26 protein-coding genes are annotated in these 23536 nt (G+C 60.2%); 16 read left to right on the top strand and 10 right to left on the bottom strand.

Features of this window, described 5'->3' with window-relative positions:
* Nucleotides 1-274 precede the first annotated feature (274 nt).
* Genes HX868_RS23260 through HX868_RS23250 form a run of 3 tightly spaced genes read left to right on the top strand, consistent with a single transcriptional unit; the run spans nucleotide 275 to nucleotide 2255 of the window.
* On the top strand, nucleotides 275-1396 hold the full coding sequence (locus HX868_RS23260; protein WP_177004492.1) for a beta-ketoacyl-ACP synthase III: 1122 nt from the start codon (nucleotides 275-277) through the stop codon (nucleotides 1394-1396).
* Nucleotides 1397-1413: 17 nt separating this feature from the next.
* A complete protein-coding gene (locus HX868_RS23255) occupies nucleotides 1414-2028 on the top strand; it encodes an RNA polymerase sigma factor (protein WP_177004491.1) in 615 nt (204 codons plus the stop codon).
* Entirely contained in the window at nucleotides 2022-2255 is a 234-nt protein-coding gene (locus tag HX868_RS23250; RefSeq protein ID WP_095017178.1) for an anti-sigma factor family protein, read from the top strand. Before HX868_RS23255 ends, HX868_RS23250 begins: the two co-directional genes overlap by 7 nt.
* Nucleotides 2256-2361: 106 nt before the next feature.
* Here the strand turns inward: HX868_RS23250 and HX868_RS23245 are convergent, their stop codons facing one another.
* Nucleotides 2362-3708 (bottom strand): putative porin, encoded by a 1347-nt coding sequence (locus HX868_RS23245; protein WP_033900606.1) that lies wholly within the window; start codon nucleotides 3706-3708, stop codon nucleotides 2362-2364.
* A 283-nt stretch (nucleotides 3709-3991) separates the two neighbouring features.
* Between HX868_RS23245 and HX868_RS23240 the strand changes: the two genes are divergently transcribed.
* The 3 genes from HX868_RS23240 to HX868_RS23230 all read left to right on the top strand — a co-directional run bounded on the left by HX868_RS23240 (nucleotide 3992) and on the right by HX868_RS23230 (nucleotide 5699).
* The gene (locus HX868_RS23240) at nucleotides 3992-5116 is read left to right on the top strand and encodes a GNAT family N-acetyltransferase (RefSeq protein WP_177004490.1); all 1125 of its coding nucleotides are present in this window, start codon (nucleotides 3992-3994) and stop codon (nucleotides 5114-5116) included.
* A 78-nt stretch (nucleotides 5117-5194) separates the two neighbouring features.
* Entirely contained in the window at nucleotides 5195-5473 is a 279-nt protein-coding gene (locus HX868_RS23235; RefSeq protein WP_177004489.1) for a BrnT family toxin, read from the top strand.
* Entirely contained in the window at nucleotides 5451-5699 is a 249-nt protein-coding gene (locus tag HX868_RS23230) for a BrnA antitoxin family protein (protein WP_016979349.1), read from the top strand. The genes HX868_RS23235 and HX868_RS23230 overlap by 23 nt, the downstream gene beginning before the upstream one ends.
* 56 nt (nucleotides 5700-5755) lie before the next feature.
* Here HX868_RS23230 and aqpZ read toward each other — a convergent pair whose 3' ends face one another.
* The 5 genes from aqpZ to HX868_RS23205 all read right to left on the bottom strand — a co-directional run bounded on the left by aqpZ (nucleotide 5756) and on the right by HX868_RS23205 (nucleotide 10919).
* Entirely contained in the window at nucleotides 5756-6457 is a 702-nt protein-coding gene (aqpZ, locus tag HX868_RS23225; RefSeq protein WP_177004488.1) for an aquaporin Z, read from the bottom strand.
* Nucleotides 6458-6683: 226 nt separating this feature from the next.
* Nucleotides 6684-8516 carry an ABC transporter ATP-binding protein gene (locus HX868_RS23220; protein ID WP_177004487.1) on the bottom strand — a complete coding sequence of 611 codons (1833 nt, stop codon included), beginning with the start codon at nucleotides 8514-8516 and terminating at the stop codon, nucleotides 6684-6686.
* Between the two features lie 94 nt (nucleotides 8517-8610).
* Nucleotides 8611-9174 (bottom strand): peptidylprolyl isomerase, encoded by a 564-nt coding sequence (locus tag HX868_RS23215; protein WP_177004486.1) that lies wholly within the window; start codon nucleotides 9172-9174, stop codon nucleotides 8611-8613.
* Nucleotides 9175-9177: 3 nt separating this feature from the next.
* Entirely contained in the window at nucleotides 9178-9981 is an 804-nt protein-coding gene (locus tag HX868_RS23210; protein ID WP_177004485.1) for an alpha/beta fold hydrolase, read from the bottom strand.
* 14 nt (nucleotides 9982-9995) lie between these two features.
* Nucleotides 9996-10919, bottom strand: a complete 924-nt coding sequence (locus HX868_RS23205; RefSeq protein WP_028617427.1) for a LysR family transcriptional regulator — start codon at nucleotides 10917-10919, stop codon at nucleotides 9996-9998.
* Nucleotides 10920-10968: 49 nt separating this feature from the next.
* On the opposite strand from HX868_RS23205, the gene HX868_RS23200 reads away from it, so the two are divergent.
* The 4 genes from HX868_RS23200 (at nucleotide 10969) to HX868_RS23185 (ending at nucleotide 14068) form a co-directional block, all read left to right on the top strand.
* Complete coding sequence (locus HX868_RS23200; RefSeq protein ID WP_177004484.1) at nucleotides 10969-11283, top strand: 3-phosphoglycerate kinase; 315 nt, start codon at nucleotides 10969-10971, stop codon at nucleotides 11281-11283.
* A 139-nt stretch (nucleotides 11284-11422) separates the two neighbouring features.
* The gene (locus HX868_RS23195; RefSeq protein ID WP_177004483.1) at nucleotides 11423-12022 is read left to right on the top strand and encodes an FMN-dependent NADH-azoreductase; all 600 of its coding nucleotides are present in this window, start codon (nucleotides 11423-11425) and stop codon (nucleotides 12020-12022) included.
* 202 nt (nucleotides 12023-12224) lie between these two features.
* Entirely contained in the window at nucleotides 12225-13103 is an 879-nt protein-coding gene (locus tag HX868_RS23190; protein ID WP_177004482.1) for a carboxylate/amino acid/amine transporter, read from the top strand.
* Between the two features lie 272 nt (nucleotides 13104-13375).
* On the top strand, nucleotides 13376-14068 hold the full coding sequence (locus HX868_RS23185; RefSeq protein WP_177004481.1) for an Abi family protein: 693 nt from the start codon (nucleotides 13376-13378) through the stop codon (nucleotides 14066-14068).
* A gap of 2 nt (nucleotides 14069-14070) precedes the next feature.
* Here the strand turns inward: HX868_RS23185 and HX868_RS23180 are convergent, their stop codons facing one another.
* Nucleotides 14071-15369 carry a mechanosensitive ion channel family protein gene (locus tag HX868_RS23180; RefSeq protein WP_177004480.1) on the bottom strand — a complete coding sequence of 433 codons (1299 nt, stop codon included), beginning with the start codon at nucleotides 15367-15369 and terminating at the stop codon, nucleotides 14071-14073.
* 193 nt (nucleotides 15370-15562) lie between these two features.
* On the opposite strand from HX868_RS23180, the gene HX868_RS23175 reads away from it, so the two are divergent.
* A complete protein-coding gene (locus HX868_RS23175; RefSeq protein WP_016979359.1) occupies nucleotides 15563-16909 on the top strand; it encodes a DEAD/DEAH box helicase in 1347 nt (448 codons plus the stop codon).
* A gap of 49 nt (nucleotides 16910-16958) precedes the next feature.
* On the opposite strand, the gene HX868_RS23170 is transcribed toward HX868_RS23175, so the two are convergent.
* Nucleotides 16959-17234, bottom strand: a complete 276-nt coding sequence (locus HX868_RS23170) for a hypothetical protein (protein ID WP_028617399.1) — start codon at nucleotides 17232-17234, stop codon at nucleotides 16959-16961.
* 154 nt (nucleotides 17235-17388) lie between these two features.
* On the opposite strand from HX868_RS23170, the gene HX868_RS23165 reads away from it, so the two are divergent.
* The 5 genes from HX868_RS23165 (at nucleotide 17389) to copD (ending at nucleotide 21714) form a co-directional block, all read left to right on the top strand.
* Nucleotides 17389-17778 (top strand): hypothetical protein, encoded by a 390-nt coding sequence (locus HX868_RS23165; RefSeq protein ID WP_010208626.1) that lies wholly within the window; start codon nucleotides 17389-17391, stop codon nucleotides 17776-17778.
* A 127-nt stretch (nucleotides 17779-17905) separates the two neighbouring features.
* A complete protein-coding gene (locus HX868_RS23160) occupies nucleotides 17906-19612 on the top strand; it encodes a copper resistance system multicopper oxidase (RefSeq protein ID WP_177004479.1) in 1707 nt (568 codons plus the stop codon).
* A gap of 10 nt (nucleotides 19613-19622) precedes the next feature.
* Nucleotides 19623-20438 (top strand): copper resistance protein B, encoded by an 816-nt coding sequence (locus HX868_RS23155; protein ID WP_177004478.1) that lies wholly within the window; start codon nucleotides 19623-19625, stop codon nucleotides 20436-20438.
* 50 nt (nucleotides 20439-20488) lie between these two features.
* Nucleotides 20489-20863: a copper homeostasis periplasmic binding protein CopC gene (gene copC, locus HX868_RS23150; RefSeq protein WP_016979364.1), complete on the top strand. Its 375-nt coding sequence runs from the start codon at nucleotides 20489-20491 to the stop codon at nucleotides 20861-20863.
* Nucleotides 20860-21714, top strand: a complete 855-nt coding sequence (gene copD, locus HX868_RS23145; protein WP_177004477.1) for a copper homeostasis membrane protein CopD — start codon at nucleotides 20860-20862, stop codon at nucleotides 21712-21714. The genes copC and copD overlap by 4 nt, the downstream gene beginning before the upstream one ends.
* Here copD and HX868_RS23140 read toward each other — a convergent pair.
* The gene (locus tag HX868_RS23140) at nucleotides 21711-22577 is read right to left on the bottom strand and encodes a DUF6279 family lipoprotein (RefSeq protein WP_177004476.1); all 867 of its coding nucleotides are present in this window, start codon (nucleotides 22575-22577) and stop codon (nucleotides 21711-21713) included. The two genes, copD and HX868_RS23140, sit on opposite strands and share 4 nt — an antisense overlap.
* A gap of 65 nt (nucleotides 22578-22642) precedes the next feature.
* The gene (locus HX868_RS23135) at nucleotides 22643-23365 is read right to left on the bottom strand and encodes a TorF family putative porin (protein ID WP_177004475.1); all 723 of its coding nucleotides are present in this window, start codon (nucleotides 23363-23365) and stop codon (nucleotides 22643-22645) included.
* Between the last annotated feature and the right edge of the window lie 171 nt (nucleotides 23366-23536).

Below are 23536 nucleotides of genomic sequence, written 5' to 3'. Positions count from 1 at the left end.
CGCGGGCAGTCTGGACGAACGCGGCGTCCTTGAGTTCTTCGCGAGCAAGCTCGCTCCTACAAGGGAAGCCGGAGGGTGTTTATCTGGCATATGGCGCCAAACCCCAGGGTTTGTGGCAAACTTCGCGCCTATAAATGCCGGGATCGTCGTGAAGGGCTGCGACGCGAAGGAATAAAGCGATGCCAGTTTGGTGTCCGCGGTGCGGAATCGGACTACTTACAGTTTGGTACGACGGTACCAATATCTTCTGCCTGACAGATTTAGAGGAACGACCGTGCATAACGTCGTCATCAGCGGCACTGGCCTGTACACCCCGGCCAACAGCATCTCCAACGAAGAGCTGGTGCAGTCTTTCAATGCCTACGTGCATCAGTTCAACAGCGATAACGCCGCCGCCATCGAGCGCGGTGACGTGCAGCCGCTGACCGAATCCAGCGCAGCCTTCATCGAAAAAGCCTCGGGCATCAAGAGCCGCTTCGTGATGGACAAGGACGGCATTCTCGACCCGCAGCGCATGGCCCCGCGCCTGCCCGAGCGCAGCAACGACGAATGGTCGGTGCTCTGCCAGATGGCGGTCGGCGCCGCCGAACAAGCCCTGCAACGTGCGGGCAAGACTGCTGCCGACATCGACGGCGTGATCGTCGCGTGCTCCAACCTGCAGCGTGCCTACCCGGCCATCGCCATTGAAGTCCAGGAAGCCCTGGGTATCGAAGGGTTTGGTTTTGACATGAACGTGGCGTGTTCCTCGGCCACCTTCGGCATCCAGAACGCCGCCAACAGCATCCAACTGGGCCAGGCGCGGGCGATTTTGATGGTCAACCCGGAAGTCTGCACCGGCCACCTGAATTTCCGCGACCGTGACAGCCACTTCATCTTTGGTGACGCCGCCACTGCCGTGATCCTGGAGCGCGCCGACCTGGCGACCTCCGAGCACCAGTTCGATGTGGTGAGCACCAAGCTGCTGACCAAGTTTTCCAATAACATCCGCAACAACTTCGGTTTCCTCAATCGCACGGCGGAAGAGGGCGTCGGCGCTCCGGACAAGCTGTTCGTACAGGAAGGCCGCAAGGTATTTCGCGATGTGTGCCCGATGGTGGCCGAGCTGATCGGCGTGCATCTGCAAGAAAACCAGCTGAACGTAGCCGATGTGAAGCGCTTCTGGCTGCACCAGGCCAACCTGAGCATGAACCACCTGATTGTGAAGAAACTGCTGGGCCGCGAAGCCTCGGTGGAAGAAGCGCCGGTGATCCTCGATACTTACGCCAATACCAGTTCGGCGGGCTCTGTCATTGCATTCCACAAATACCAGGATGATTTGACCAAGGGCTCGGTGGCGGTACTCAGCTCGTTTGGCGCGGGCTATTCGATCGGCAGCGTGATCCTGCGCAAACGCTAAGACAATCGAGGTCATGAATGGCAGCAGCGGACGACGCGCACCTGCTTGAACGCCTGCTCAAGGGTGAGCAGCGGGCCTACAAGGAACTGGTCACCACTTACCAGAACGCCATGCGGGCGGTGGCCTATGCCATCGTCGGCCAGCGTCACGCCGACGAAGTCGTGCAGGACGCCTGGCTGTCGGTGGTGCGTAACCTGGCCAAGTTCGAAGGGCGTTCCAGCCTCAAGACCTGGCTGCTGACCATTACCGCCAACGCCGCCAAGGGACGCTATAAGCAGAATCGTCGCGAAGTGTTGCTCGACGACCTGCCTTCGCCCCATGGCACTATTGGTGATGATCGCTTCACCCTCGACGATGGTCATTGGGCCGTCGCCCCCTACGCCTGGCACCAGGACACCCCGGAAGCCCTGCTGACCGAGGATGAACTGCGCAAATGCCTGGAGCATACGTTGCTGAGTTTGTCTGAGTTGCAAAGCAGCGTGCTGGTGCTGCGTGAGCGCCAGGGGTTGGAGTTGGAAGAGATCTGTAATCTTCTGACGCTGTCGCTCTCCAATGTCCGTGTGCTGTTGCATCGAGCACGGCTTAAAGTCTTCGCCACGGTGGAGCATTTTGAGGAAACGGGCGAATGTTGACCTGCAAAGAACAAGTGGCACGTTCCAGTGACTATCTCGATGGGCAATTGACCTTTCGCGAGCGTCTGCTGGTGCGTCATCACTTGATGTTCTGCCCGAACTGCCGCCGGTTTATCCGCCAGATGCGCCTGATGCAGGCGACGCTGAAGATAATGCCGGATGAGCCGGTAGAGGGTGTGGAGGCCTTGGCGCAGCGGTTGGCGCAAGAGCGACTCAAGGATCTGTAGGCGCGGGCTTGCTCGCGAAGAGTCCACAGGCAACGCGGCTATCCAGGATAACCGCGTTACCGTTGCTGTTCTTCGCGAGCAAGCTCGCTCCTACAGTGGGGTGGCGTTAGAACTTGGCTTCTGCGTCCAGCTGCAGGGTGTTGGCGTTCGCGTCGCGGTAGCCCGGGGCGCTGGCGTAGTCCGCTTTGGTCAGGAAGTAAGTGGCGCCGACCGCGAAGTTCTTGTCGATGTCGTAACCGACCTTGAACTTGTGACCGCGTGCACCGGTGAAGCCGCCAGCGAAGTCCGAGTCGGTGAGGGCGCCGACCACGGCGTAACGTTGTACGTCGCGGTAGTTGTAGTCCAGATTGAAACCGAAGACCTTGGACTTGGCACCGAGCAACCAGGCAGTGTCCTGATCTTTGTCCGTGGCTTTGGTGTTTTGCACGTACTGGCCATAGAACGACAGCGGTACAGCCAGGCCGCCGATGTCGATTTGGCTGAAGCCTTCATACAAACGGTACTCGCTGGCATTGCCGGCGGTGGTGTTCGCGATGGTTTCGGCTGGGGTCAGGCATTGGAAGGAGCCAGCGGTCGGGCAACGGCTGTCTTCATCGTTCTGGAACGCGTAAACGCTGCCGCCCACGGTCAGTTTCAGGTTATCGGTCAGCGAGAAGCGCGAACCCAACTGGCCTGCCGTCATGCGCAGGTCGTTGCGAAATTGCACGCCGTCGCCGTTGACGTTGTCCTTGAGGTTGTAGTTACCCAGGCTGCCGAACAGCTCGGCGCTGCTGCCCAGTGGGTATTTGTAGGTTACGGCCAGGCCTTCCGGGTTGATATCGCTGTCCCAGATCACATCGCCCATGCTGACCCACGGCTGCAGCATTTTGCCGCCGATCACGTGCAGGTTCTTGATTTGAGTCGGGTGGTAGTCGATGTAGCCAAGGTCCAGCCAGATCGACTTCTTGTTGAAGTAGCCGTCCAGGTCCTGGTTGGTGGAGCGGGCGTCGTCGCTGCTGCCGGTGGCGATACGGATGCCGGTGTCGACTTGTGAGTTGATCTCGGTGTAGGCGCCCAGACGAGCACGGATGCGCTCACGATCCTTGTCTTTGCCGCCGTTGTTCGGGGTGCCGTCGATCTTGATGGTTTCATGACGGAAGCGCACGTCACCTTTGAGTTGAGTCTTGGCCGCCCAGGCCAGCTTCTGGTCGAAGCTGCTCAGCTCGTTGGTTTTCTTCGCGGTGGCCGCGATCTGTTCGTTGGTCTCTTGTTGAGCTTGCCGTGCGATCTGCTGCTCTTTCTGGTCCCGTGCCAGTTCAGCTTGCAGTTCGCTGTACTGGGCATTGGTGATCTGGCCGTTGGCCTTGAGCATGTCGAGCAATTTAGCGTCGACTGCAGCGCTGGCCGGAACGCTCAGGGCCAGTAACAGGCCGCCGCACAGGACCGCCGCAGTTTTAGTGGAAGCAAGACGCATATCAATCTCCGAAAGTGAGGAGGGATGGCAAACCATCCAGGACACAACCGACCGATGACGGACGGAAAAATAGCCGCCGGGTAGAACCAGGCGCTCTAAAAACAGGCGTCAGTATCACGATCGTTTATGACGGCGCAGTGGCGAAGTGATGTCATCTAGATGACAAATTTTTCACGTTCGGAACTATTGGTTTAGAGCCTTGTCGTGCGAAACGGGGGTGTACCAAGGCCGGCAATCAGCGATACTCGCCAGGCTTTCAAGCCCTGAAGTAGTGAGGATGCCGATGCCGTTGCAACGCCTGGACAGCCTGTCCGAGATCGCCCCGCAAGCCTGGGATGCGCTGGTGCCACAGGCCCAGCCGTTCGTACGGCACGCCTTCCTGAGCGCATTGGAAGACAGCGCCAGCCTGGGCCCGCAATCGGGATGGCAGCCGGAGCATTTGCTGCATTGGGAAGGAGATCGGCTGGTGGCGGCACTGCCCAGTTACCGCAAGTGGCATTCCTATGGCGAATACGTGTTTGATCACGGTTGGGCCGATGCTTGCGAGCGGGCTGGTATTGAGTATTACCCCAAGCTGTTGACTGCCGTGCCGTTCAGCCCGGTCAGCGGGCCACGCCTATTGGCGGCGAGTGCAGAGGAGGGTTTCGAACTGCTGAAAAGCCTGCCGGGTTACCTGGAAATCGAAGGGCTCTCCAGTGCCCACATCAACTTCACTGACGAACTGGCCGATGCGGCGCTGGCCCAACAACCGGGCTGGCTGCAGCGTTTGGGTTGTCAGTTTCACTGGCAGAATCGGGGTTATCGAGACTTCCAGGATTTCCTTGATGCCTTGAGTTCACGCAAGCGCAAACAGATGCGCAAAGAGCGCGAACAAGTAGCAGGGCAGGGCATCGACTTCGAGTGGCTGCAAGGCCATGAACTGAGCGAGGCCCAGTGGGATTTCGTCTACGCCTGCTACGCCAACACCTATGCGGTGCGCCGCCAATCTCCCTACCTGACCCGCGCGTTCTTCAGCCTGCTGGCCGAGCGCATGCCCGAAGCGATCCGCGTGGTCCTGGCCAAACAAGGCACGCGCCCGGTGGCCATGGCCTTCAGCCTGATCGGTGGCGACAGCTTCTACGGCCGCTACTGGGGCTGTCTGGCGGAGTTCGACCGCCTGCACTTCGAAACCTGTTTCTACCAGGGCATGGACTACGCGATCGCCCATGGTCTGCAACGCTTTGATGCGGGGGCTCAGGGCGAGCACAAGTTGATCCGCGGGTTTGAGCCGGTGATTACACGGTCATGGCACTACTTGCGCCATCCGGGATTAAAGAACGCCGTGGAAGATTTCCTCGAGCGCGAGCGGGTGGGGATCGTGGCGTATGCCGAGGAGGCGAGGGCAGTCCTGCCTTATCGGCAGGGCTGAGACCGCTGGTCTGGTAGCGTTTTCGAGAATGAGTGATATCGCTATCCTGTATGTACAAAAGTACATACAAAATGTGCCATGGTATTTGAGTGGGATGAATCCAAAAATAACGCCAACATTGTTAAGCACGGCATCGATTTTAATGACGTCCCGGATATCTTTAGGCACCCAATGCTGGCCTTACGCGATGATCGAGCGGATTATGGCGAGGAGCGTTGGATTAGTATTGGCTGGATCAAATTGTTAGTGGGTGTGGTCGTATACACCGAGCGACGTGGTGATGTGATCCGTATCATCTCCGCCCGAAAAGCAACCAAGAAGGAGGCCAAATATTATGACGCAAACATCGAAAACTGATTGGGAGCGCTTGGCCAAAATGAATGATAAAGAGATCGATACCAGCGATATTCCTGAGCTGGATGCCGATTTTTTCCGGCGTGCTGAGTTACGTGTTCCAGTAAAGCAGGCGGTCACTATTCGCCTGGATGCTGATGTGCTGGAGTGGTTCAAAGGTCAGGGATCTGGTTACCAGACGCGTATCAACCAGCTATTGCGCCAGTACATGCAGGCCCATCAAGGGTGAAAGGCCGCCCGAAATGGGCAGCCCTGCCTTATCGGCAGGGCTGAACCCCTGTTGCGTCAGCCCAGCTCTTCCTTGCCCAGCCAGCGGTAGGTCACACCACCGATCACCGCGCCAAGGATCGGCGCGAGCCAGAACATCCACAACTGCTGGATCGCCCACCCGCCGACGATCAAGGCCGGGCCGGTACTGCGCGCCGGGTTGACCGAGGTGTTGGTCACGGGAATGGAGATCAGGTGGATGAGTGTCAACGCCAGACCGATGGCGATGGGTGCAAGGCCCGGCGGGGCACGGCGGTCGGTGGCGCCGAGGACGATCACCACGAACATGGCGGTCATCACCAGCTCACTGACAAAGCCCGCGGCCATCGAATAACCGCCCGGCGAATGCTCGCCATAACCGTTGGACGCCAGGCCCGACGCCAGTTCGAACCCCGGTTTGCCGCTGGCAATGAAATACAGCAACGCAGCGGCGATCGTACCGCCGACCACCTGCGCCACGATGTACGCGGGCAGTTCCCTGGCAGGAAATCGTCCGCCTACCACCAACCCCACTGACACGGCCGGGTTAAGGTGGCAGCCGCTGATGTGCCCGATGGCGAAGGCCATGGTCAGCACCGTGAGCCCGAATGCCAGGGACACACCCAACAACCCGATCCCGACTGCAGGGAACGCTGCGGCCAGCACCGCACTCCCGCAACCGCCCAACACCAACCAAAATGTACCTAGCCCCTCTGTGATTGAACGCTTGAACAAAGACATGCAACCCGTCCTTGATAGATCGCTCTACCGGATCCGTAAATCAGTGATGCTCCCTGCAGATTTACTTCAGCGCCCCTCTGGGCACTGCACTGATTACAGCAGGATTGCGGCAAAAGTGTAGGAGCGAGCTTGCTCGCGAAGAACGCCAGGACACCACTTAAAACCAGACTGCCCGCGTTATCGTTGACGTTTTTCGCGAGCAAGCTCGCTCCTACAGGGAGAGGGGTTAGTCGATGCCGACAAAACCTCCGGTCTGGTGCTGCCACAACCGCGCATACAACCCGCCCTGGGCCAGCAACTCGGCGTGGCTGCCGCTCTCGGCAATCTGGCCTTTCTCAAGCACCACCAGGCGGTCCATCCGTGCAATGGTCGACAACCGGTGCGCGATCGCAATCACCGTCTTGCCTTGCATCAGGGTTTCCAGGCTCTCCTGGATGGCCGCTTCTACTTCCGAATCCAGCGCGGAGGTGGCTTCGTCCATTATCAGGATCGGTGCGTCCTTAAGCAGCACGCGGGCGATAGCGATGCGTTGACGCTGGCCGCCGGAGAGCTTCACCCCGCGCTCACCGACGTGCGCATCCAGCCCGGTACGGCCTTCGGAATCCGACAGCAACGGGATGAACTCATCGGCACGCGCCTTGTGCACGGCGGCCCAGAGTTCTTCATCGGTGGCGTCGGGTTTGCCGTACAGCAGGTTGTCGCGGATCGAGCGGTGCAGCAGCGAAGTGTCCTGGGTGATCATGCCGATCTGTTCGCGCAAGCTTTCCTGGGCGACGTCGGCGATGTTCTGGCCATCGATCAGGATGCGTCCGCCTTGCAGGTCGTACAGGCGTAGCAGCAGGTTGACCAAGGTCGACTTGCCGGCACCCGACGGCCCGATCAGGCCGATCTTTTCACCGGCCTTGATCTCAAGGTTCAGGCCGCCAATGATTCCGCTCTTCTTGCCGTAGTGGAAATCCACCTGGTCGAAACGCACTTCGCCATGGGGCACGCTCAGGCGCGGGGCGTTGTCGCGGTCGATCACGGCGAGTGGCTGGGCGATGGTTTTCAGGCCGTCCTGCACCTGGCCGATGTTCTCGAAAATGCCGTTGACCACCCACATGATCCAGCCGGACATGTTGACGATACGGATCACCAAACCCGTGGCCAGGGCAATCGCGCCCACCGAGATCAACGACTGTGTCCACAACCAAAGGGCCAGGCCGGTGGTGGTGACGATCAGCAGGCCGTTCATGGTGGTGATCACGATGTCCATGCTAGTGACCACGCGGCTGGCTAACTGGGTTTTTTCGGTTTGCTCGATGATCGCTTCCTTGGCGTATTCCTGCTCATAGCGGGTATGGGCGAACAGCTTCAGGGTGGTGATGTTGGTGTAGCCGTCGACGATGCGGCCCATCAACTTGGAACGCGCTTCGGAGGAAATCACCGAGCGCTCCTTCACCCGTGGCACGAAATAGCGCAGCGCCAGGCTGTAGCAAATGATCCAGGTCACCAGCGGGATCATCAGGCGCCAATCAGCTTCGGCAAACAGCACCAGGGAACTGATGGCGTAGATCGCCACGTGCCAGATCGCATCCACTGCCGCCACGGCAGAGTCACGCAGGGAGTTGCCGGTCTGCATGATGCGCTGGGCAATTCGCCCGGCGAAATCGTTCTGGAAGAAATTCAGGCTCTGCTTGAGAACGTAACTGTGGTTCTGCCAGCGGATCAGGCTGGTCATGCCGGGGCTGATGGTCTGGTGCACCAGCAGGTCATGCAGGGCGCCGAAGATCGGGCGCAGCAGCAGCGCAACCACGGCCATCCACATCAGCTCGGTGCTGTGGATCTGGAAAAAGTCAGCGGGCGGCGTGCCCTGGGCGAGGTCGATGATGCGGCTCAGGTAGCTGAACAGCGCGACTTCGATCAGCGCCCCGATCAGGCCCACCACCAGCAAGGCGGCGAAATGCGGCCACACCTGGCGCAGGTAGTAGAGGTAGAAGGGCAAGACTTTGTCGGGCGGGGCTTCGCTGGGGGCGTCGCGGAAAATATCGATCAGTTGTTCAAAACGACGATAGAGCATTAGGTATGACGCCCGCGGGGCGGGCTCTCCTTTCAAATGCGCGCGCGGCCTTGTGGGCAGCGCGCGGGACTACCTGAAGAACGCCCTGCTGACCTCAGTCGATGCGCTTGGCCGACTTGATGTACACAGGATCGATTGGCACGTTCTGCATGCCCTGCTTGGTGGTGGTCTGCGAGTTGACGATCACATCAACCACGTCCATGCCCTTGACCACTTTGGCGAAGACGGCGTAACCGGCATCGCGGCCCGGGTCGAGGAAGGCATTGTCGGCCACGTTGATGAAGAATTGGCTGGTGGCCGAATTCGGGTCATTGGTGCGCGCCATCGACAGGGTGCCACGCACGTTATGCAGGCCGTTGCTGGCTTCGTTCTTGATCGGTGCTTCAGTTGGTTTTTGCGACATCGACTGAGTAAACCCGCCGCCCTGGACCATGAAGCCTGGGATCACGCGGTGGAAAATCGTGTTGGTGTAGAAGCCCTTGTCGACATAGGCCAGGAAGTTTTTGGTGCTGATCGGCGCCTTGACCGGGTCCAGTTCGATCTCGATGTCGCCGTTGGTGGTGGTGATCAATACGTGGGGCGCCTTGGCGGGCTCGGCGGCCATCAGGTTGGCGGCGAACAGAACGGAACCGGCAAAGAAGGCGATTTTTTTCAACATGGGTCAGTGATCCTGGGTAGTGGTTTCGACTGTCTTTAGAAAATCGAGCAGGGTTGCGTTAAAGACTTCGGGTTGGTCCAAGGGCGTGGCATGGCGGGAATCCTCGATCACCACCAGTCGCGCATCGGGCAGCAGTTTTACATAGTTTTCTTTCTGCGCCACGGGGGTGTAGTCGTGGTCGGCGCTGATGACCAGGGTTGGACAGGTGATTCTGGAAAGTCGTTCCTGCACGCCCCAGCCCACAATGGCATCGAAGCTGGCGAGATAAGCACGTTTGTCGTTTTTTGCCCAGCGTTCGGCCATCTTGCGGCGCAGGTCGGCTTGCTCCGGCTTGGGAAACAAACGGTCGCCCAGCGCCTTGCCGATAGTGGCCAGGCTGAGCACGCGCGCCAGGCTCCAGCGCTTGGCCCATTGCCAGTAATCATCGGCACTGCGCACCTTCACCTCTGGCGCGCTGTTGACGATGCAGAGGCTCTTGACCAGCGCGGGTTCGTCCACTGCCAGTTGGAAGGCGATCATGCCGCCCATGGACAGGCCGACCACATGGGCGGGTGGCAGGTCCAAGTGTTCGACCAGCGCCAGCAGATCAAAGGTGAAGCCCTGGATGCTGTAGTGTTCGCGCGGTTTGTCCGAACGGCCATGGCCGCGCACATCCACCACGATCAGGCGGTAATGCCTGGCCAGCACCGGAATCTGCAGTTCCCAATCCTGGCTGCTGGAACCCAGGCCGTGGATCAGGATCAGTGGCGTACCGTGGCCGTATTCCTCGTAGTGCAGGCTGCATCCTTCGTGGTCGAACCAGGCCATGCGTGAACTCCGTTTCAGGCTTGCTGTGGGGCGGCGAAAGGCGCGTCCAACGGGGCGGTGTCAAAGGTGCGCAGCAGTTCCACGAGGATCTGCGTTGCCGGGCCCAAGGGTTTGTCCTTGTTTGAATACAGGAAAAACGTGGGGTGACGGCTGCCGCCTTGTTCCAAGGGTAGTTGCTTGAGCACGCCTTCGGCGAGTTCGCGTTCGATCATGTGCCGAGGCAACCAGGCAAAACCCAGGCCACTGCCCACAAACGCGGCCGCGGTAGCCAGGCTGCCGACGGTCCAGCGCTGTTCGGCGCCTAGCCAGCCCACGTCCCGTGGTTGCTGGCGGCCGGAATCGCGGATCACCACTTGCATCTGGCTTTCCAGGTCCTGGAAGCTCAACTCGCGATTCATGCGGTGCAAGGTATGCTCGGGGTGCGCCACAGCGACGAACTCCACATCGCTCATTTCTGTGCCCAGGTAACCTGGGATGCTGAAACCGCAAATCGCCAGGTCGGCCACGCCTTCCATCAGCAACTCTTCAACACCCGACAGCACTTCTTCACGCAGGCGCACACGACAACCTCGGCTCTGCGGCATGAACGCGGTAAGCGCGCGCACCAGGCGTGCGTTTGGATAGGCCGCGTCCACCACCAGCCGCACCTCGGCTTCCCAGCCTTGTTCCATATGGTGGGCGAGGTCTTCCAACTGACTGGCGTTTTTCACCAGCTGCCGGGAGCGGCGCAACAGCACTTCACCGGCGTCGGTGAGCACGGCCTTGCGCCCGTCAATGCGCAGCAGCGGCACGCCGAGTTGGTCTTGCATGCGGGCCACGGTGTAGCTCACCGAGGACTGCGAACGGTGCAGCGCTTCGGCCGCCTGGGCGAAGCCGCCATGGTCGACCACGGCTTGCAGCGTGCGCCATTGATCGAGGGTAACGCGGGGCGCTTTCAAGATGGGTTCCTCTTGTCCTAAGCTGACAGTCCTTATTGGAGACTGCCGAATGAGAAAATTCTGTTGTGTGTTGCTGGCGCTGCTGCCGCTGAGCGCGTTTGCGTACCCCATCGACGTGACCAAAAAGATCGACGGCGTCAGCATTGATTACACCGCCTCCGATGTGGACGGTGATATCAGCTCGATCCAGTTCAATAACTACGGCACCAATGATGCCGTTTGCTCGGTAATCTTCACCAACGGCCCGGAATCGCCGCGTCGCAGAACGGTCACAGTGCCGGCGGGCAAAAGCACCAACACCACGGTCAAGTTCAACCGCGCCATTATCAAGATGCGTATTGCCCTGGCTTGCGCACCGAAGTAGCCCAGCAGCGGAGCATGCTCCGCTTATAAACAAATTTATAGATGGGTTATAGCAGTTTTTTGCGCTTTTTAATCGAATTGGCTCTGTTTAATCTCTACTCCATCGCCTTACAGCAATTTCCGATGGAGCCTACAAAGCCATGTCCAATGTTCTGATCATCGAAAGCAGCGCCCGCCAGCAGGATTCGATTTCCCGCCAACTGACCCAGCAGTTCATCAGTCAGTGGCAGGCCGTTCACCCGGCCGATCAGATCACCGTGCGCGATGTGGCCCTCAACCCGGTTCCGCACCTGGACGCCAACCTGCTCGGCGGCTGGATGAAAGCCGCGGATCAGCGCAACGACAGCGAGCAGGCGTCCCTGGACCGCTCCGACGAATTGACCCACGAACTGCTGGCTGCCGACGTTCTGGTGATGGCGGCGCCGATGTACAACTTCGCCATCCCCAGCACCCTCAAAGCCTGGCTGGATCACGTGTTGCGGGCCGGTGTGACCTTCAAGTACACCGCCACCGGACCACAGGGTCTGCTGACCGGCAAGCGCGCCATCGTGCTCACCGCGCGCGGTGGTATTCACACCGGGGCCAGTTCCGATCACCAGGAACCCTACCTGCGTCAGGTCATGGCGTTTATCGGGATTCACGACGTGACCTTCATCCACGCCGAAGGGGTGAACTTGAGCGGGGACTTCCAGGAAAAGGGCATCAACCACGCCAAGGCGTTGTTGGCACAGGTAGAGTGATCCTTTAATCGCCAGATAATCCCGCGATGTTTATCTAGCTCCACGCAAGCCCTTCAAGTACGCGTAACGAACCTCCCTTTGCACTTTTGCTCCTGAGTGCTCCTGCCCGACTGCCGCTTTAGCGAGGTCGGGTTTTTTTTGCCCCGAGTTTCTTCAAACGCCGAAAACCTTTAATGTCCCGCCCATTCGAAACGAGGCGCGCATGGGCTACTTACTGGTTGTCACCCTGATTCAGGCATTTTCCTTCAGCTTGATCGGCGAATACCTCGCCGGTCACGTCGACAGCTACTTCGCCGTGCTGGTGCGCGTGCTGCTGGCCGGTTTGGTATTCATCCCGTTGACGCGCTGGCGCTCGGTGGAGCCGGGCTTCATGCGCGGCCTGCTGGTGATCGGCGCGTTGCAGTTTGGCGTGACCTACGTTTGCCTGTACCTGAGCTTTCGCGTGCTCACCGTGCCGGAAGTGTTGTTGTTCACCATTCTCACGCCGTTGCACGTGACCCTCATCGAGGATGCACTCAATCGGCGCTTCAACCCCTGGGCGTTGATTGCCGCGCTGGTGGCGGTGGCGGGCGCGGCGGTGATCCGTTTCGACCAGATCACTCCGCACTTCCTGGGAGGCTTCCTGCTGCTGCAATTGGCCAACTTCACCTACGCCGCCGGGCAGGTGATGTACAAGCACCTGGTCAAACGCTACCCAAGCGACCTGCCGCATTACCGCCGCTTTGGTTTCTTCTACGTGGGCGCATTGCTGGTGGTACTGCCGGCGTTCCTGCTGTTCGGCAAGGCCAATTTCTTGCCCGATGCGCCACTGCAATGGGGCGTATTGGTGTTCCTCGGGCTGGTGAGCACCGCGCTGGGCATGTACTGGTGGAACAAGGGCGCTTGCCTGGTGCAGGGCGGCACGCTGGCAGTGATGAATAACCTGCATGTGCCAGTGGGGTTGCTGCTGAACTTGCTGATCTGGAACCAGCATGAACCGTTAGGGCGGCTGGCCTTGGGTGGGTTGGTGATTTTGGGGGCGGTGTGGATCAGTCGGTTGGGCAATCAACCTGGCAGTGGTGCAGTGAAAAAAGCGTCTTAGCAAAAAGTTGGATCGCCAGAAATGCGGAGGCCCCGCAAAGCGGGGCCATCACATAACCTAGTCTCGTCACCGTTTCGTGTCGCACAGGAGTGGAGGTTCCTAGGGCTGCGGGGTCAGGTTACCAGCCGCGATTTTTACGTCAACCCCCTATGGCGCCGGTTTAGGTCAACTGCACCATTTGGCAACAGTATGTTTATTTCAAGCAAAAGAACCTGTCTGCACTATCGCTCGCGCTTGTACATTTCTTTGCGCTAAAGGGAGCCTGCGGGTAGATGGTCTGGCAAACGTTGGAGGCGAAGCTCTCCACACCACGAATGAACCGCTACCTCAAGGGGCATCAGGGCAATCAAGAGCATGCCGCTGCTGCCTATGTGCACAATATGAGGATCGCAGAGTCCCTGGTCTCGATTTTTCACGTGCTTGAAGTTGGGCTGCGCAACAGTATTCAGCGCGAGATGGTGCGCGAGTACCGACGTGACGGCTGGTACGAGGCCTTCAAGGCAAGCACCAATCCAGAGCTTCGCTCCAGCTATCAAAAAGTAGACGACGCGCGTACGGCGCTCATGAAAAGAGGTGTCGACCCAGGTCCGGACGACATCACGGCTGAGTTGAGCTTTGGCTTCTGGACTTCACTGTTCAATCGAAAGGCCTTTCCGGATGTTTCCAAGCCTTTGATGAAGGTATTTTTCTACTGCCCAAGAAACGCCAAAAAAGCCGACGTTATTCGTAGCCGCCTGAACAATGCGAGGGACCTGCGAAATCGCTGTTTCCACCACGAGCCACTCCTATGGCAACCGCTATTTGCCTTGCATCGGGATATCACAGAGGTTGTGCAGTGGATTGATCCTGGGTTGTGCGCCTGGTTAAAAAGCCATGATCGACTCCCTACTGCATTGGTCGATTGGAGTCACTGGAGGGAGGCGGCGAAGCGTCCGGCCACCCAACCAGCTTCAAAAACTCAATAGCGCTATATCACGGCTTTTTCCGGTGCCGGCAAATGACTGGCCCCCAACACCGCCGGCAACACCCCCGCACGCAAGTCATTCCCGCTCGGCTGCTGATACAGGCTCAAGCCAAACTCCGGCAGCACCGCCAGCAGGTAATCAAAAATATCCCCCTGGATCCGCTCGTAATCCGCCCACGCCGTGGTGCGGGTAAAGCAGTAGATCTCCAGCGGCACGCCCTGGGCGGTGGTTTGCATCTGGCGCACCATGCAGGTCATGTTCGGCTGGATGTCCGGGTGGCTTTTCAGGTAGGCCAGGGCGTAGGCGCGGAAGGTGCCGAGGTTGGTCATGCGGCGGCGGTTGGCCGAGAGCTGCGCACTGTGGCCCTGGGCTTCGTTCCAGGCCTTGAGTTCGGCCTGTTTGCGTCCGATGTAGTCGGTAAGCAGGTGCACCTGGGTCATGCGTACTTCCTCATCGTCACGCAGGAAGCGCACGCCACTGGCGTCGATGAACAGGCTGCGCTTGATACGGCGCCCGCCGGAGGCCTGCATGCCGCGCCAGTTCTTGAACGACTCGGACATCAGGCGCCAGGTGGGGATGGAGACGATGGTCTTGTCGAAATTCTGCACCTTGACCGTGTGCAGGGTGATGTCCACCACGTCACCATCCGCGCCGACCTGGGGCATCTCGATCCAGTCGCCGACGCGCAGCATGTCATTGCTGGTCAGTTGCACGCTGGCGACGAACGACAACAGCGTGTCCTTGTACACCAACAGGATCACCGCCGACATGGCGCCAAGCCCTGACAGCAGCAACAGTGGCGAGCGGTCGATCAGGGTGGCGACGATGATGATCGCGCCAAACACGAACAGCACCATCTTCGCCAACTGCACGTAGCCCTTGATCGAGCGGGTGCGCGCGTGTTCGGTGCGGGCGTAGATGTCCAGCAGGGCGTTGAGCAGGGCGCTGACGGCCAGCACGAGGAACAGGATGGTGATCGCCAGGGCCACATTGCCGATGAACAGGATGGCGGTCTTGCTCAGATCTGGCACCAGGTACAGGCCAAACTGGATTACCAGCGACGGCGTCATCTGCGCCAGGCGGTGGAACACCTTGTTGTGCCGCAGGTCGTTGAGCCAGTGCAGCGCTGGTTGCCGGCCGAGCAGTTTGACGGCGTGGAGGATGAGGTAACGTGCCACTCGTCCGAGCAACAGGGCCACCACCAGCAACACCAGCAAGCCGAGGCTGGCATGCAGCAGCGGGTGTTCGTCGAGGGCGCCCCAGAGGTCTTGGACGTTGAGCCAGAGCTGTTTGATATCCATGGGTGAAACCGATTCTTCTATAAGACAACACGGGGCGATTAGAGCATTTAAGTGCAACAAAGTTGATGTCATGGACAAATGCCCTGACAAAAAAGCGGTCGATTAGCACTGTTCGCGTAAAGAAACTCGGTTTGGGCGCCCGAAACCGGTAACCTATGCAGCTGATTTTTTGTATTTCTTCGAGGTAGCACCCGTGTTTTCCCAATTCGCCCTGCACGAACGCCTGCTCAAAGCCGTGGCCGAGCTTAAATTTGTCGAGCCTACGCCTGTGCAAGCAGCGGCCATCCCGCTCGCGCTCGAAGGGCGTGACCTGCGGGTGACAGCTCAAACCGGTAGCGGCAAGACCGCCGCTTTCGTCCTGCCTGTGCTGAACCGCCTGATCGGCCCGGCCAAGGTTCGCGTCAGTATCAAGACCCTGATCCTGCTGCCGACTCGCGAGCTGGCCCAGCAGACCCTGAAGGAAGTCGAGCGTTTCTCGCAGTTCACCTTCATCAAGTCCGGCATCATCACCGGCGGTGAAGACTTCAAGGTCCAGGCCGCCATGCTGCGCAAGGTGCCGGACATCCTGATCGGCACCCCAGGCCGCATGATCGAGCAGCTCAACGCCGGCAACCTCGACCTCAAGGAAGTCGAAGTGCTGGTGCTGGACGAAGCCGACCGCATGCTCGACATGGGCTTTGCCGACGACGTGCAGCGTCTGGTGGGCGAATGCGTCAACCGCCAGCAGACCATGCTGTTCTCCGCCACCACCGGTGGTTCGACCCTGCGCGACATGGTCGCCAAGGTGCTGAACAACCCTGAGCACCTGCAGGTCAACAACGTCAGCGACCTGAACGCGACCACGCGCCAGCAGATCGTCACCGCCGACCACAATGTGCACAAAGAGCAGATTCTCAACTGGCTGCTGGCCAACGAGACCTATCAGAAAGCCATCGTGTTCACCAACACCCGCGCCGCCGCCGACCGCATCTATGGCCGCCTGGTGGCCCAGGAATACAAGGCGTTCGTGCTGCACGGCGAGAAAGACCAGAAGGATCGCAAGCTGGCCATCGACCGCCTCAAGGCGGGTGGCGTGAAGATCCTGGTGGCCACCGACGTCGCCGCCCGTGGCTTGGACGTGGACGGCCTGGACCTGGTGATCAACTTCGACATGCCGCGCAGTGGCGACGAATACGTGCACCGTATCGGGCGTACCGGGCGTGCCGGCAATGACGGCCTGGCCATCTCGCTGATCTGCCACGGCGACTGGAACCTGATGTCGAGCATCGAGCGCTACCTCAAGCAATCGTTCGAGCGCCGCACCATCAAGGAAGTCAAAGGCACCTACACCGGGCCGAAGAAGGTCAAGGCGTCGGGCAAGGCCGTTGGCGTGAAGAAGAAAAAGACCGACGCCAAGGGCGACAAGAAGAAAACCGGCGCGAAGTCGCCGACCAAGCGCAAGATCGCCAACCGACCGAAGACCGACAACCTGTCGCTCGTCAGCAAGGACGGCATGGCGCCGCTCAAGCGCCGCAAGCCGGAAGCCCCGGCTGCCGAATAAGGCGCAGGTGATGTGAAAAAACCGGACGATTGTCCGGTTTTTTATGCCGTCAGTTTTTGGCCTTGGCGGCTGCTTCCTTGAGCTCCTTCAGGCGAGCATCGATCAACTGGCACTTGTCGGGGAATTCCGCGCTTTCGGTGTCCAAGTCCATCTTTTGCAGCTCGTCGTTCATCTCCTTGGCCTTGGTCGGGTTCTGCTCGGTCAGCTTGGCCACTTCCTGAGCCAATTGCTCGCGCTTGGCGGTGGCCTCGTCTGGTGTACAGGCCCAGGCGGGCAGGGCGGTCAACAACGCGGCGGCGATGGCCAGGTTCATCAGGGTTTTCATGGGTGGACCTCCTTGGCAGTGATACTCAGTGGAGGTCGTGGGTCCCTGGAAAGTTCACGCCAATGACGCTCGTCTCCTGGGCTGAACGGCCAGTGACGCGGCGGGTCACACCTCTTAACGGGCTACTTTCCACCCGCCCGCAGGAGGAATCAGGATGACGACTTACAACTGGGATCTGATCGAACGTCTGCTGCATGAAGTGCAGAACGGCGAGGGCAGCTTCGCCCCGCGCAAATACGCCGAGCAGGAAGCGGCCGAGAAGGCCACGGCGGGCGAGTCCACCGGTAATCTGGACGCGCTAAAGAAGACCGCTGCGGACTACGAAGCGCTGCTGTTCAAGCGCGGTTTTATCGAGTCGCGCCCCGAAGATGAGGGCGGCAATGGCGAGAATTTCATCCTGACCCCGTTGGGAGCACAGTTGTTGGCGTTGATCGACAGTTCGATCCCTGGCAATGATCACCCGCGTCAGGTGCTGGATGAACAGCCTGACGCGCTGGACCCGGCGACCTTCGCCGAGGTGGCTTCCAAGGCCCAGATCGCCTGATCCCTCTCACGCCCCGGCACGCTCGCAACGCCGGGGCGAAACTGTCAGATCGGTAATCTGCCGCTAAGCTGGCTGACAGCCGGCCCTGCCTACTCTGCTGCCATTCAACTCATGGAATTGAATCGGCATGCACTCCAATACCTCACGACGAACCTTCGTCAAAGGCCTGGCTGCCGGCGGCTTGCTCGCTGGATCTGGGCTCTGGCGCAGCCCGGTCTGGGCCTTGACCAGCCCCGGCCAGCCCACGGTGCTGGCAGGCACCGAGTTTGATCTGTTCATCGACCAGACTCCCGTCAACCTCACCGGCCGCCACCGCACGGCGCTGACCATCAATGGCGGCTTGCCCGGCCCTCTGCTGCGCTGGCGCGAAGGCGACACCGTGACCTTGCGCGTGAAGAACCGCTTGGCCGAACCAACGTCGATCCACTGGCACGGCATTCTCCTGCCGTCGACCATGGACGGTGTGCCGGGCTTGAGCTTCAAGGGCATCGAGCCGGGTGGCGTGTTTGTCTACCAATTCACGCTCAAGCAGCACGGCACTTACTGGTACCACAGCCATTCCGGGTTCCAGGAGCAGCAGGGCGTGTATGGCCCGCTGGTGATCGAACCGAGGGATCCTGAGCCGTACACCTACCAGCGCGACTACGTGGTGATGTTGTCGGACTGGACCGACGAAGACCCTGTCGCCTTGATGAAAACCCTCAAGAAACAGTCCGAATACTACAACCTGCACAAGCCGACCGTGGGCGACTTCGTGCGGGATGTGGGCAAGCAAGGCTGGTCGGCCACGGTGGCTGACCGCCTGATGTGGGCGCAAATGAAGATGAACCCCACGGACTTGGCCGACGTCAGCGGCGAAACCTACACCTACCTGCTCAACGGCCAACCGCCGGAGCGCAACTGGACCGGCGTATTCAAGGCGGGCGAGACGATCCGGTTGCGCTTTATCAACGGCTCGGCAATGAGCTACTTCGATGTGCGCATTCCGGGGCTTAAGATGACCGTGATTGCCGCCGATGGCCAACCGGTGCAGCCGGTGAGCGTCGACGAGTTCCGTATCGCCGTGGCGGAGACCTTCGATGTACTGGTCGAGCCGACAGCCGAGGCCTACACGCTGTTCGCCCAGTCAATGGACCGCAGTGGTTATGCCCGCGGCACGCTTGCCCGACAAACCGGGGCGACGGCCCCTGTGCCGGCACTGGACCCGCGCCCCTGGATCACCATGGACGACATGGGCATGGGCGGCATGGACCACGGTGCCATGGCGGACATGCCGGATATGGCGGGCATGGATCACGGTGCCATGTCGATGCAGGCCCATCCGGCCAGCGAGCAAGACAACCCGCTCGTGGATATGCAGGCCATGAGCCCGGTGCCCAAGCTCGACGACCCTGGCATCGGCTTGCGCAACAACGGCCGACGTGTCCTGACGTATGCCGACCTGCGCAGCACCTTTGAAGACCCCGACGGGCGTGATCCCAGCCGCACCATTGAACTGCACCTCACCGGGCATATGGAGAAGTTCGCCTGGTCCTTCAATGGCGTGAAGTTTTCCGACGCCGAGCCTTTGCAACTGACTTACGGCGAGCGAGTCCGGCTGGTGCTGGTCAACGACACCATGATGAGTCACCCCATTCACCTGCACGGTCTATGGAGTGATCTGGAAGACGAAAACGGCCAGTTCCAGGTACGCAAACACACTATCGACATGCCGCCGGGTTCCCGGCGCAGCTACCGGGTGACCGCCGATGCGCTGGGGCGTTGGGCCTATCACTGCCACCTGCTGTATCACATGGAAATGGGCATGTTCCGTGAGGTACGCGTGCATGAATGAGGACGCGAGCATGAGCCGTCGAGTTTTACCTGTTTTGCTTGCGCTGGCGTTTGCTCCGCTGGCGCAGGCCGACGAGTTCCAGGGCATGAGCCCGGCGACACCGGCGCTTACCGAGAGTCGCACACCGATTCCCGTGTTGACTGACGCCGATCGCGCTGCGGTCTACAACGCGCCCGGTGGGCACAGGGTTCACGACAGTGGTATCAATTCCCTGCTGCTGATCAACCAGTTGGAATGGCAGGGCGGCGAGGGCGACGGCGCGCTGAACTGGGATATCAAGGGGTGGGTCGGTGGTGATATCGATCGCCTGTGGCTACGCAGTGAAGGGGAGCGCAGTGCCGGTCGCACCGAAAGCGCCGAAGCCCAGGCGTTGTGGGGGCATGCCATCAGTCCTTGGTGGGACCTTGTTGGCGGTGTGCGCCAGGACTTCAAACCCGGTGACGGCCAGACCTGGGCCGCGTTCGGCGCGCAGGGCATGGCTCTTTACAACTTTGAAGCCGAAGCCACGGTGTTTGTCGGTGAGGCAGGGCGCACTGCTGCGCGGCTGGAGGGCGACTACGACATCCTGCTGACCAATCGACTGATCCTGCAGCCCACCGCCGAACTCAACTTCTATGGGCGCAGCGATCCACAGCGTGGCGTCGGTTCGGGCCTGTCGGACAGTGAGCTGGGCCTGAGGCTGCGTTACGAAGTGCGCCGCGAATTTGCGCCCTACGTGGGCGTGACCTGGAGCCGCAGCTACGGCCAGACCGCGCAATACGCCAGGGATGAAGGCGAAGACACGAACCAAGTGCGCTGGGTCGTGGGTGTGCGCCTGTGGTTCTGACGTTTCTATTTTTCCTATAACTCGCCGCCACGAGCGGCCTGGAGCCTTGCATGTCGATGTTGAAAACCGCCCTGGCGGGCGTTGTGTTGTGCACCAGCGTGGCGGCTTCAGCCCATCCCACGCTGCTGTCTTCCAGCCCGGCATCCGGTGCCCAGGGTGCTGCACCCGCAGTCATTGAACTGCGCTTCTCGGAAAACCTGTTGACGCAGTTTTCCGGCGCCAAGCTGATCATGACCGATATGCCCGGCATGCCCAATTCGCCAATGCCGGTAAAGGCCAGTGTCGCCGCCAGTACCGACCCCAAAGTGATGCTGATCAAACCGGCCTCCACGCTGACGACCGGAACCTATCGGGTCGATTGGCGGGCCGTGTCGTCCGACACGCACCCGATCCTTGGCAACGTGGTGTTCAGCGTCCAGCCATGAGTGAACTGGTCCCGGTTTTACTGCGCTTCGCCCTTTATCTGGACTTGATGCTGGTGTTTGGCCTGGGGCTGTTTGGCCTGTATGCAGACAGCAGGTTGCTGAATCTGAAGCCGTTGCTACGCAGGTTGGCAGGGCTGGGTTTGCTGCTGTCGGTTGCGTCGTTATTGTCCATGACCCAGGCCATGAGTGGCGCCGAGGATTGGCCAACACTGTGGATGCACCTGCAGATGATGCTCTGGCAGACCGAACTGGGCTGGACGTGGTGGTTGCGCATTTCGGCGCTGGTTCTGGTTGCGCTAAATACCCGATTGGCCACCTTGTTCGGCGGTGTCGCGCTGGTGACGCTGGCGTGGGCCGGGCATGGCGTGATGCATGAGGGCTCCTTGGGGCTATGGCATCTCCTCAGCGACAGTGCGCATCTGCTGGCGGCGGCGGGTTGGGTCGGGGCATTGGCGGCGTTCGGGCTGATGTTGAGAAGTACCTCTGAGCAGGCGGTGCAGGTGTTGGCACATGCCTTGGCGGGCTTCGAGCGTGTCGGCGCGGTCTTCGTCGCGGTGCTGATCGGCACGGGCGTGGCGAATTATCTGTTTGTGGTCGGGCCGAACCTGGATGGCATTACGGGCGGCGCCTACGCGATCCTGCTTTGCTTGAAGTTGGGCTTGTTTGGATTGATGTTGGGACTGGCCGCGCTTAATCGCTCGCACTTGACGCCGTTGCTTCAACGCTCGCTGGCGGCGGGCGATCACCGAGCGGCGCGTCATGCCTTGCGTCGCAGCATCACCCTGGAGTTTGGGGCGGTGGTGCTGATCCTGGGGCTGGTGGCCTGGTTGGGAACCTTGGCACCCCGCTAGGGCTGCACGCTCTTCAGGCATTTAAGCGCCTGGAAATCGCTGCGCACCTTGTCGATTTTCTGGGTGAGTTTCTGCCGTTGCTGCACAGTGCTTTCGGCCATCACGTCGACAATCAGGCTGCGGGCCGCAGCTTCCGTCTGTGCATAGGCGGTGCGATATTGCGGCGTCCACAGGCTTTCGCGGTCAACCAGCAACTGCTGCATTTTTTGTGGGAAGTCAGCGTTTTTGCGCCGTTGCACGGCGTCGATAAACTGCGCCTGCCAGCGGGCGCGGTTGCCGATCCATTCCTCGTTCTGCTCGCCCAGAGCGATGGACCAGGCGGTCACGCGGTTCTGCTGGCTGGCGCTGAGTGGGCCGATCCAGGCGTCCAGGCGTTTGCTCATGCGCTCGGCGCGGTCCTTGATCTGCTGGGCCAGGGGCGGCTTGAGGTATTCGTCCTGGCGTTTGCGCAGGTCCTTGGCCAGAGCATCGCTCATTTCCTTGACCTGCTGGTCGTCCAGGCCTTGGAGCAGTTCGATGGCGGAGGGCGTGATTTCACGGGCGACTTCGTCGATGGCCTGTTTGGCCTCGGTGGTCCGCGCCTGAAGCGCGGCGTCGGTGACCTGATTGTCGTTGGCCATCTGTTGCAGGCGGTCCAGCCAATCCAGGTAACCCGGCAATTGCGTGGTGCAGTGCCAGGCCAGGTGTTCCTTGAGCTTGTCGTTGAACCAACTCTTCTGCCCGGCATTCATGTCCAGGTAGTCATTGAGGGTCCAGGGGATGATCACGTCGAGGTTGCGATAGGCCAGGCCCACGCGATTGCAACCGGTGAGCACCAGGCTCAGGGTCAGCAGTACCACCAATAGTTTGAGCCGACGCAGCATGGGCGGGTCCTTCGCAGAGTGGGTTATCACATGTGAACCCGCGCCGGGTGCGACAGTTCAGCCCCTCAATAAAACGACCGCGCAGCCTTCAACGTCAACAGCCCATCGCATTGCGAGTTGTGTCCGGAATAGGCCGAGCAATCCCCGCCGCTGAGGCTGGAATCGCTGTAGATCAGGTTCAAGTCCACGCCCATCCACTGCCGGGAGAATTGCACCGACCAGTCGCTGAAGGCCCGAATGGAGCCGCCGTCCACCGAGACCGGGGTGCCCAACTGATGAGTGGTGTATTTCATGCTGACGCCAATGCCGAACGGCTGGGTGCCTCCGAGGTCGGCAAACAGGGTGCTGTCCTGGCGATCCGGGTCGTTGCTGAAGGAGGCACCGAAGCGATTGCCCAGCAGGTTCAGGCCGCCGTAGAACTCCTGGCTGTCGAGGGGGCTGAGCTTGGGGTAGCTGTAGTGGATCAGGCCCACTTCGTAGCCCAGGGTCTGGTCGAAGGGGTGCTTGAAGCCCATATAGGAGTCGACTTCAAGGTTGCTGGACGAGGACAGGCCCATGTTCGGTGAAAACTGGCCGAAGTACAGGCCGCTGTCGTGGCTCAAGTCCAACCCGCCATGGAACGAATCGCTGCCAGGAGACGTTGGCTTGACCAGGCCCTGGGCCATGCTGCGGCTGGGCGTCGTGCCCAATTTCAAGTCGAAGTCACCCAGTTCACGCTGGAAGATTTGCGCTTCGGCGAGAGGGCTGGCAATCAGGGCACCGACCAGGAATATGCAGGGTTTGAACATGCTTCACTCCATGAAAAGCGAGGAGCAGTGACAGAGAAAGTCGGGCAGATGCCCGTGCTAGACGTGTGCAAGCATACCGGCGAATGCCAGACGGTGAGGCCCGTTCGTCGATTAGCGTGGTTGTGAAGGTATTGCAGAGGTATTTCGGGGTCTAGTCCTAGCGCCTTGATG

Origin of the sequence: Pseudomonas reactans, from assembly GCF_013385825.1 — a bacterium.
GTDB classification, from domain to species: domain Bacteria; phylum Pseudomonadota; class Gammaproteobacteria; order Pseudomonadales; family Pseudomonadaceae; genus Aquipseudomonas; species Aquipseudomonas reactans.
This window is presented reverse-complemented; position numbering and strand designations above follow the sequence as displayed.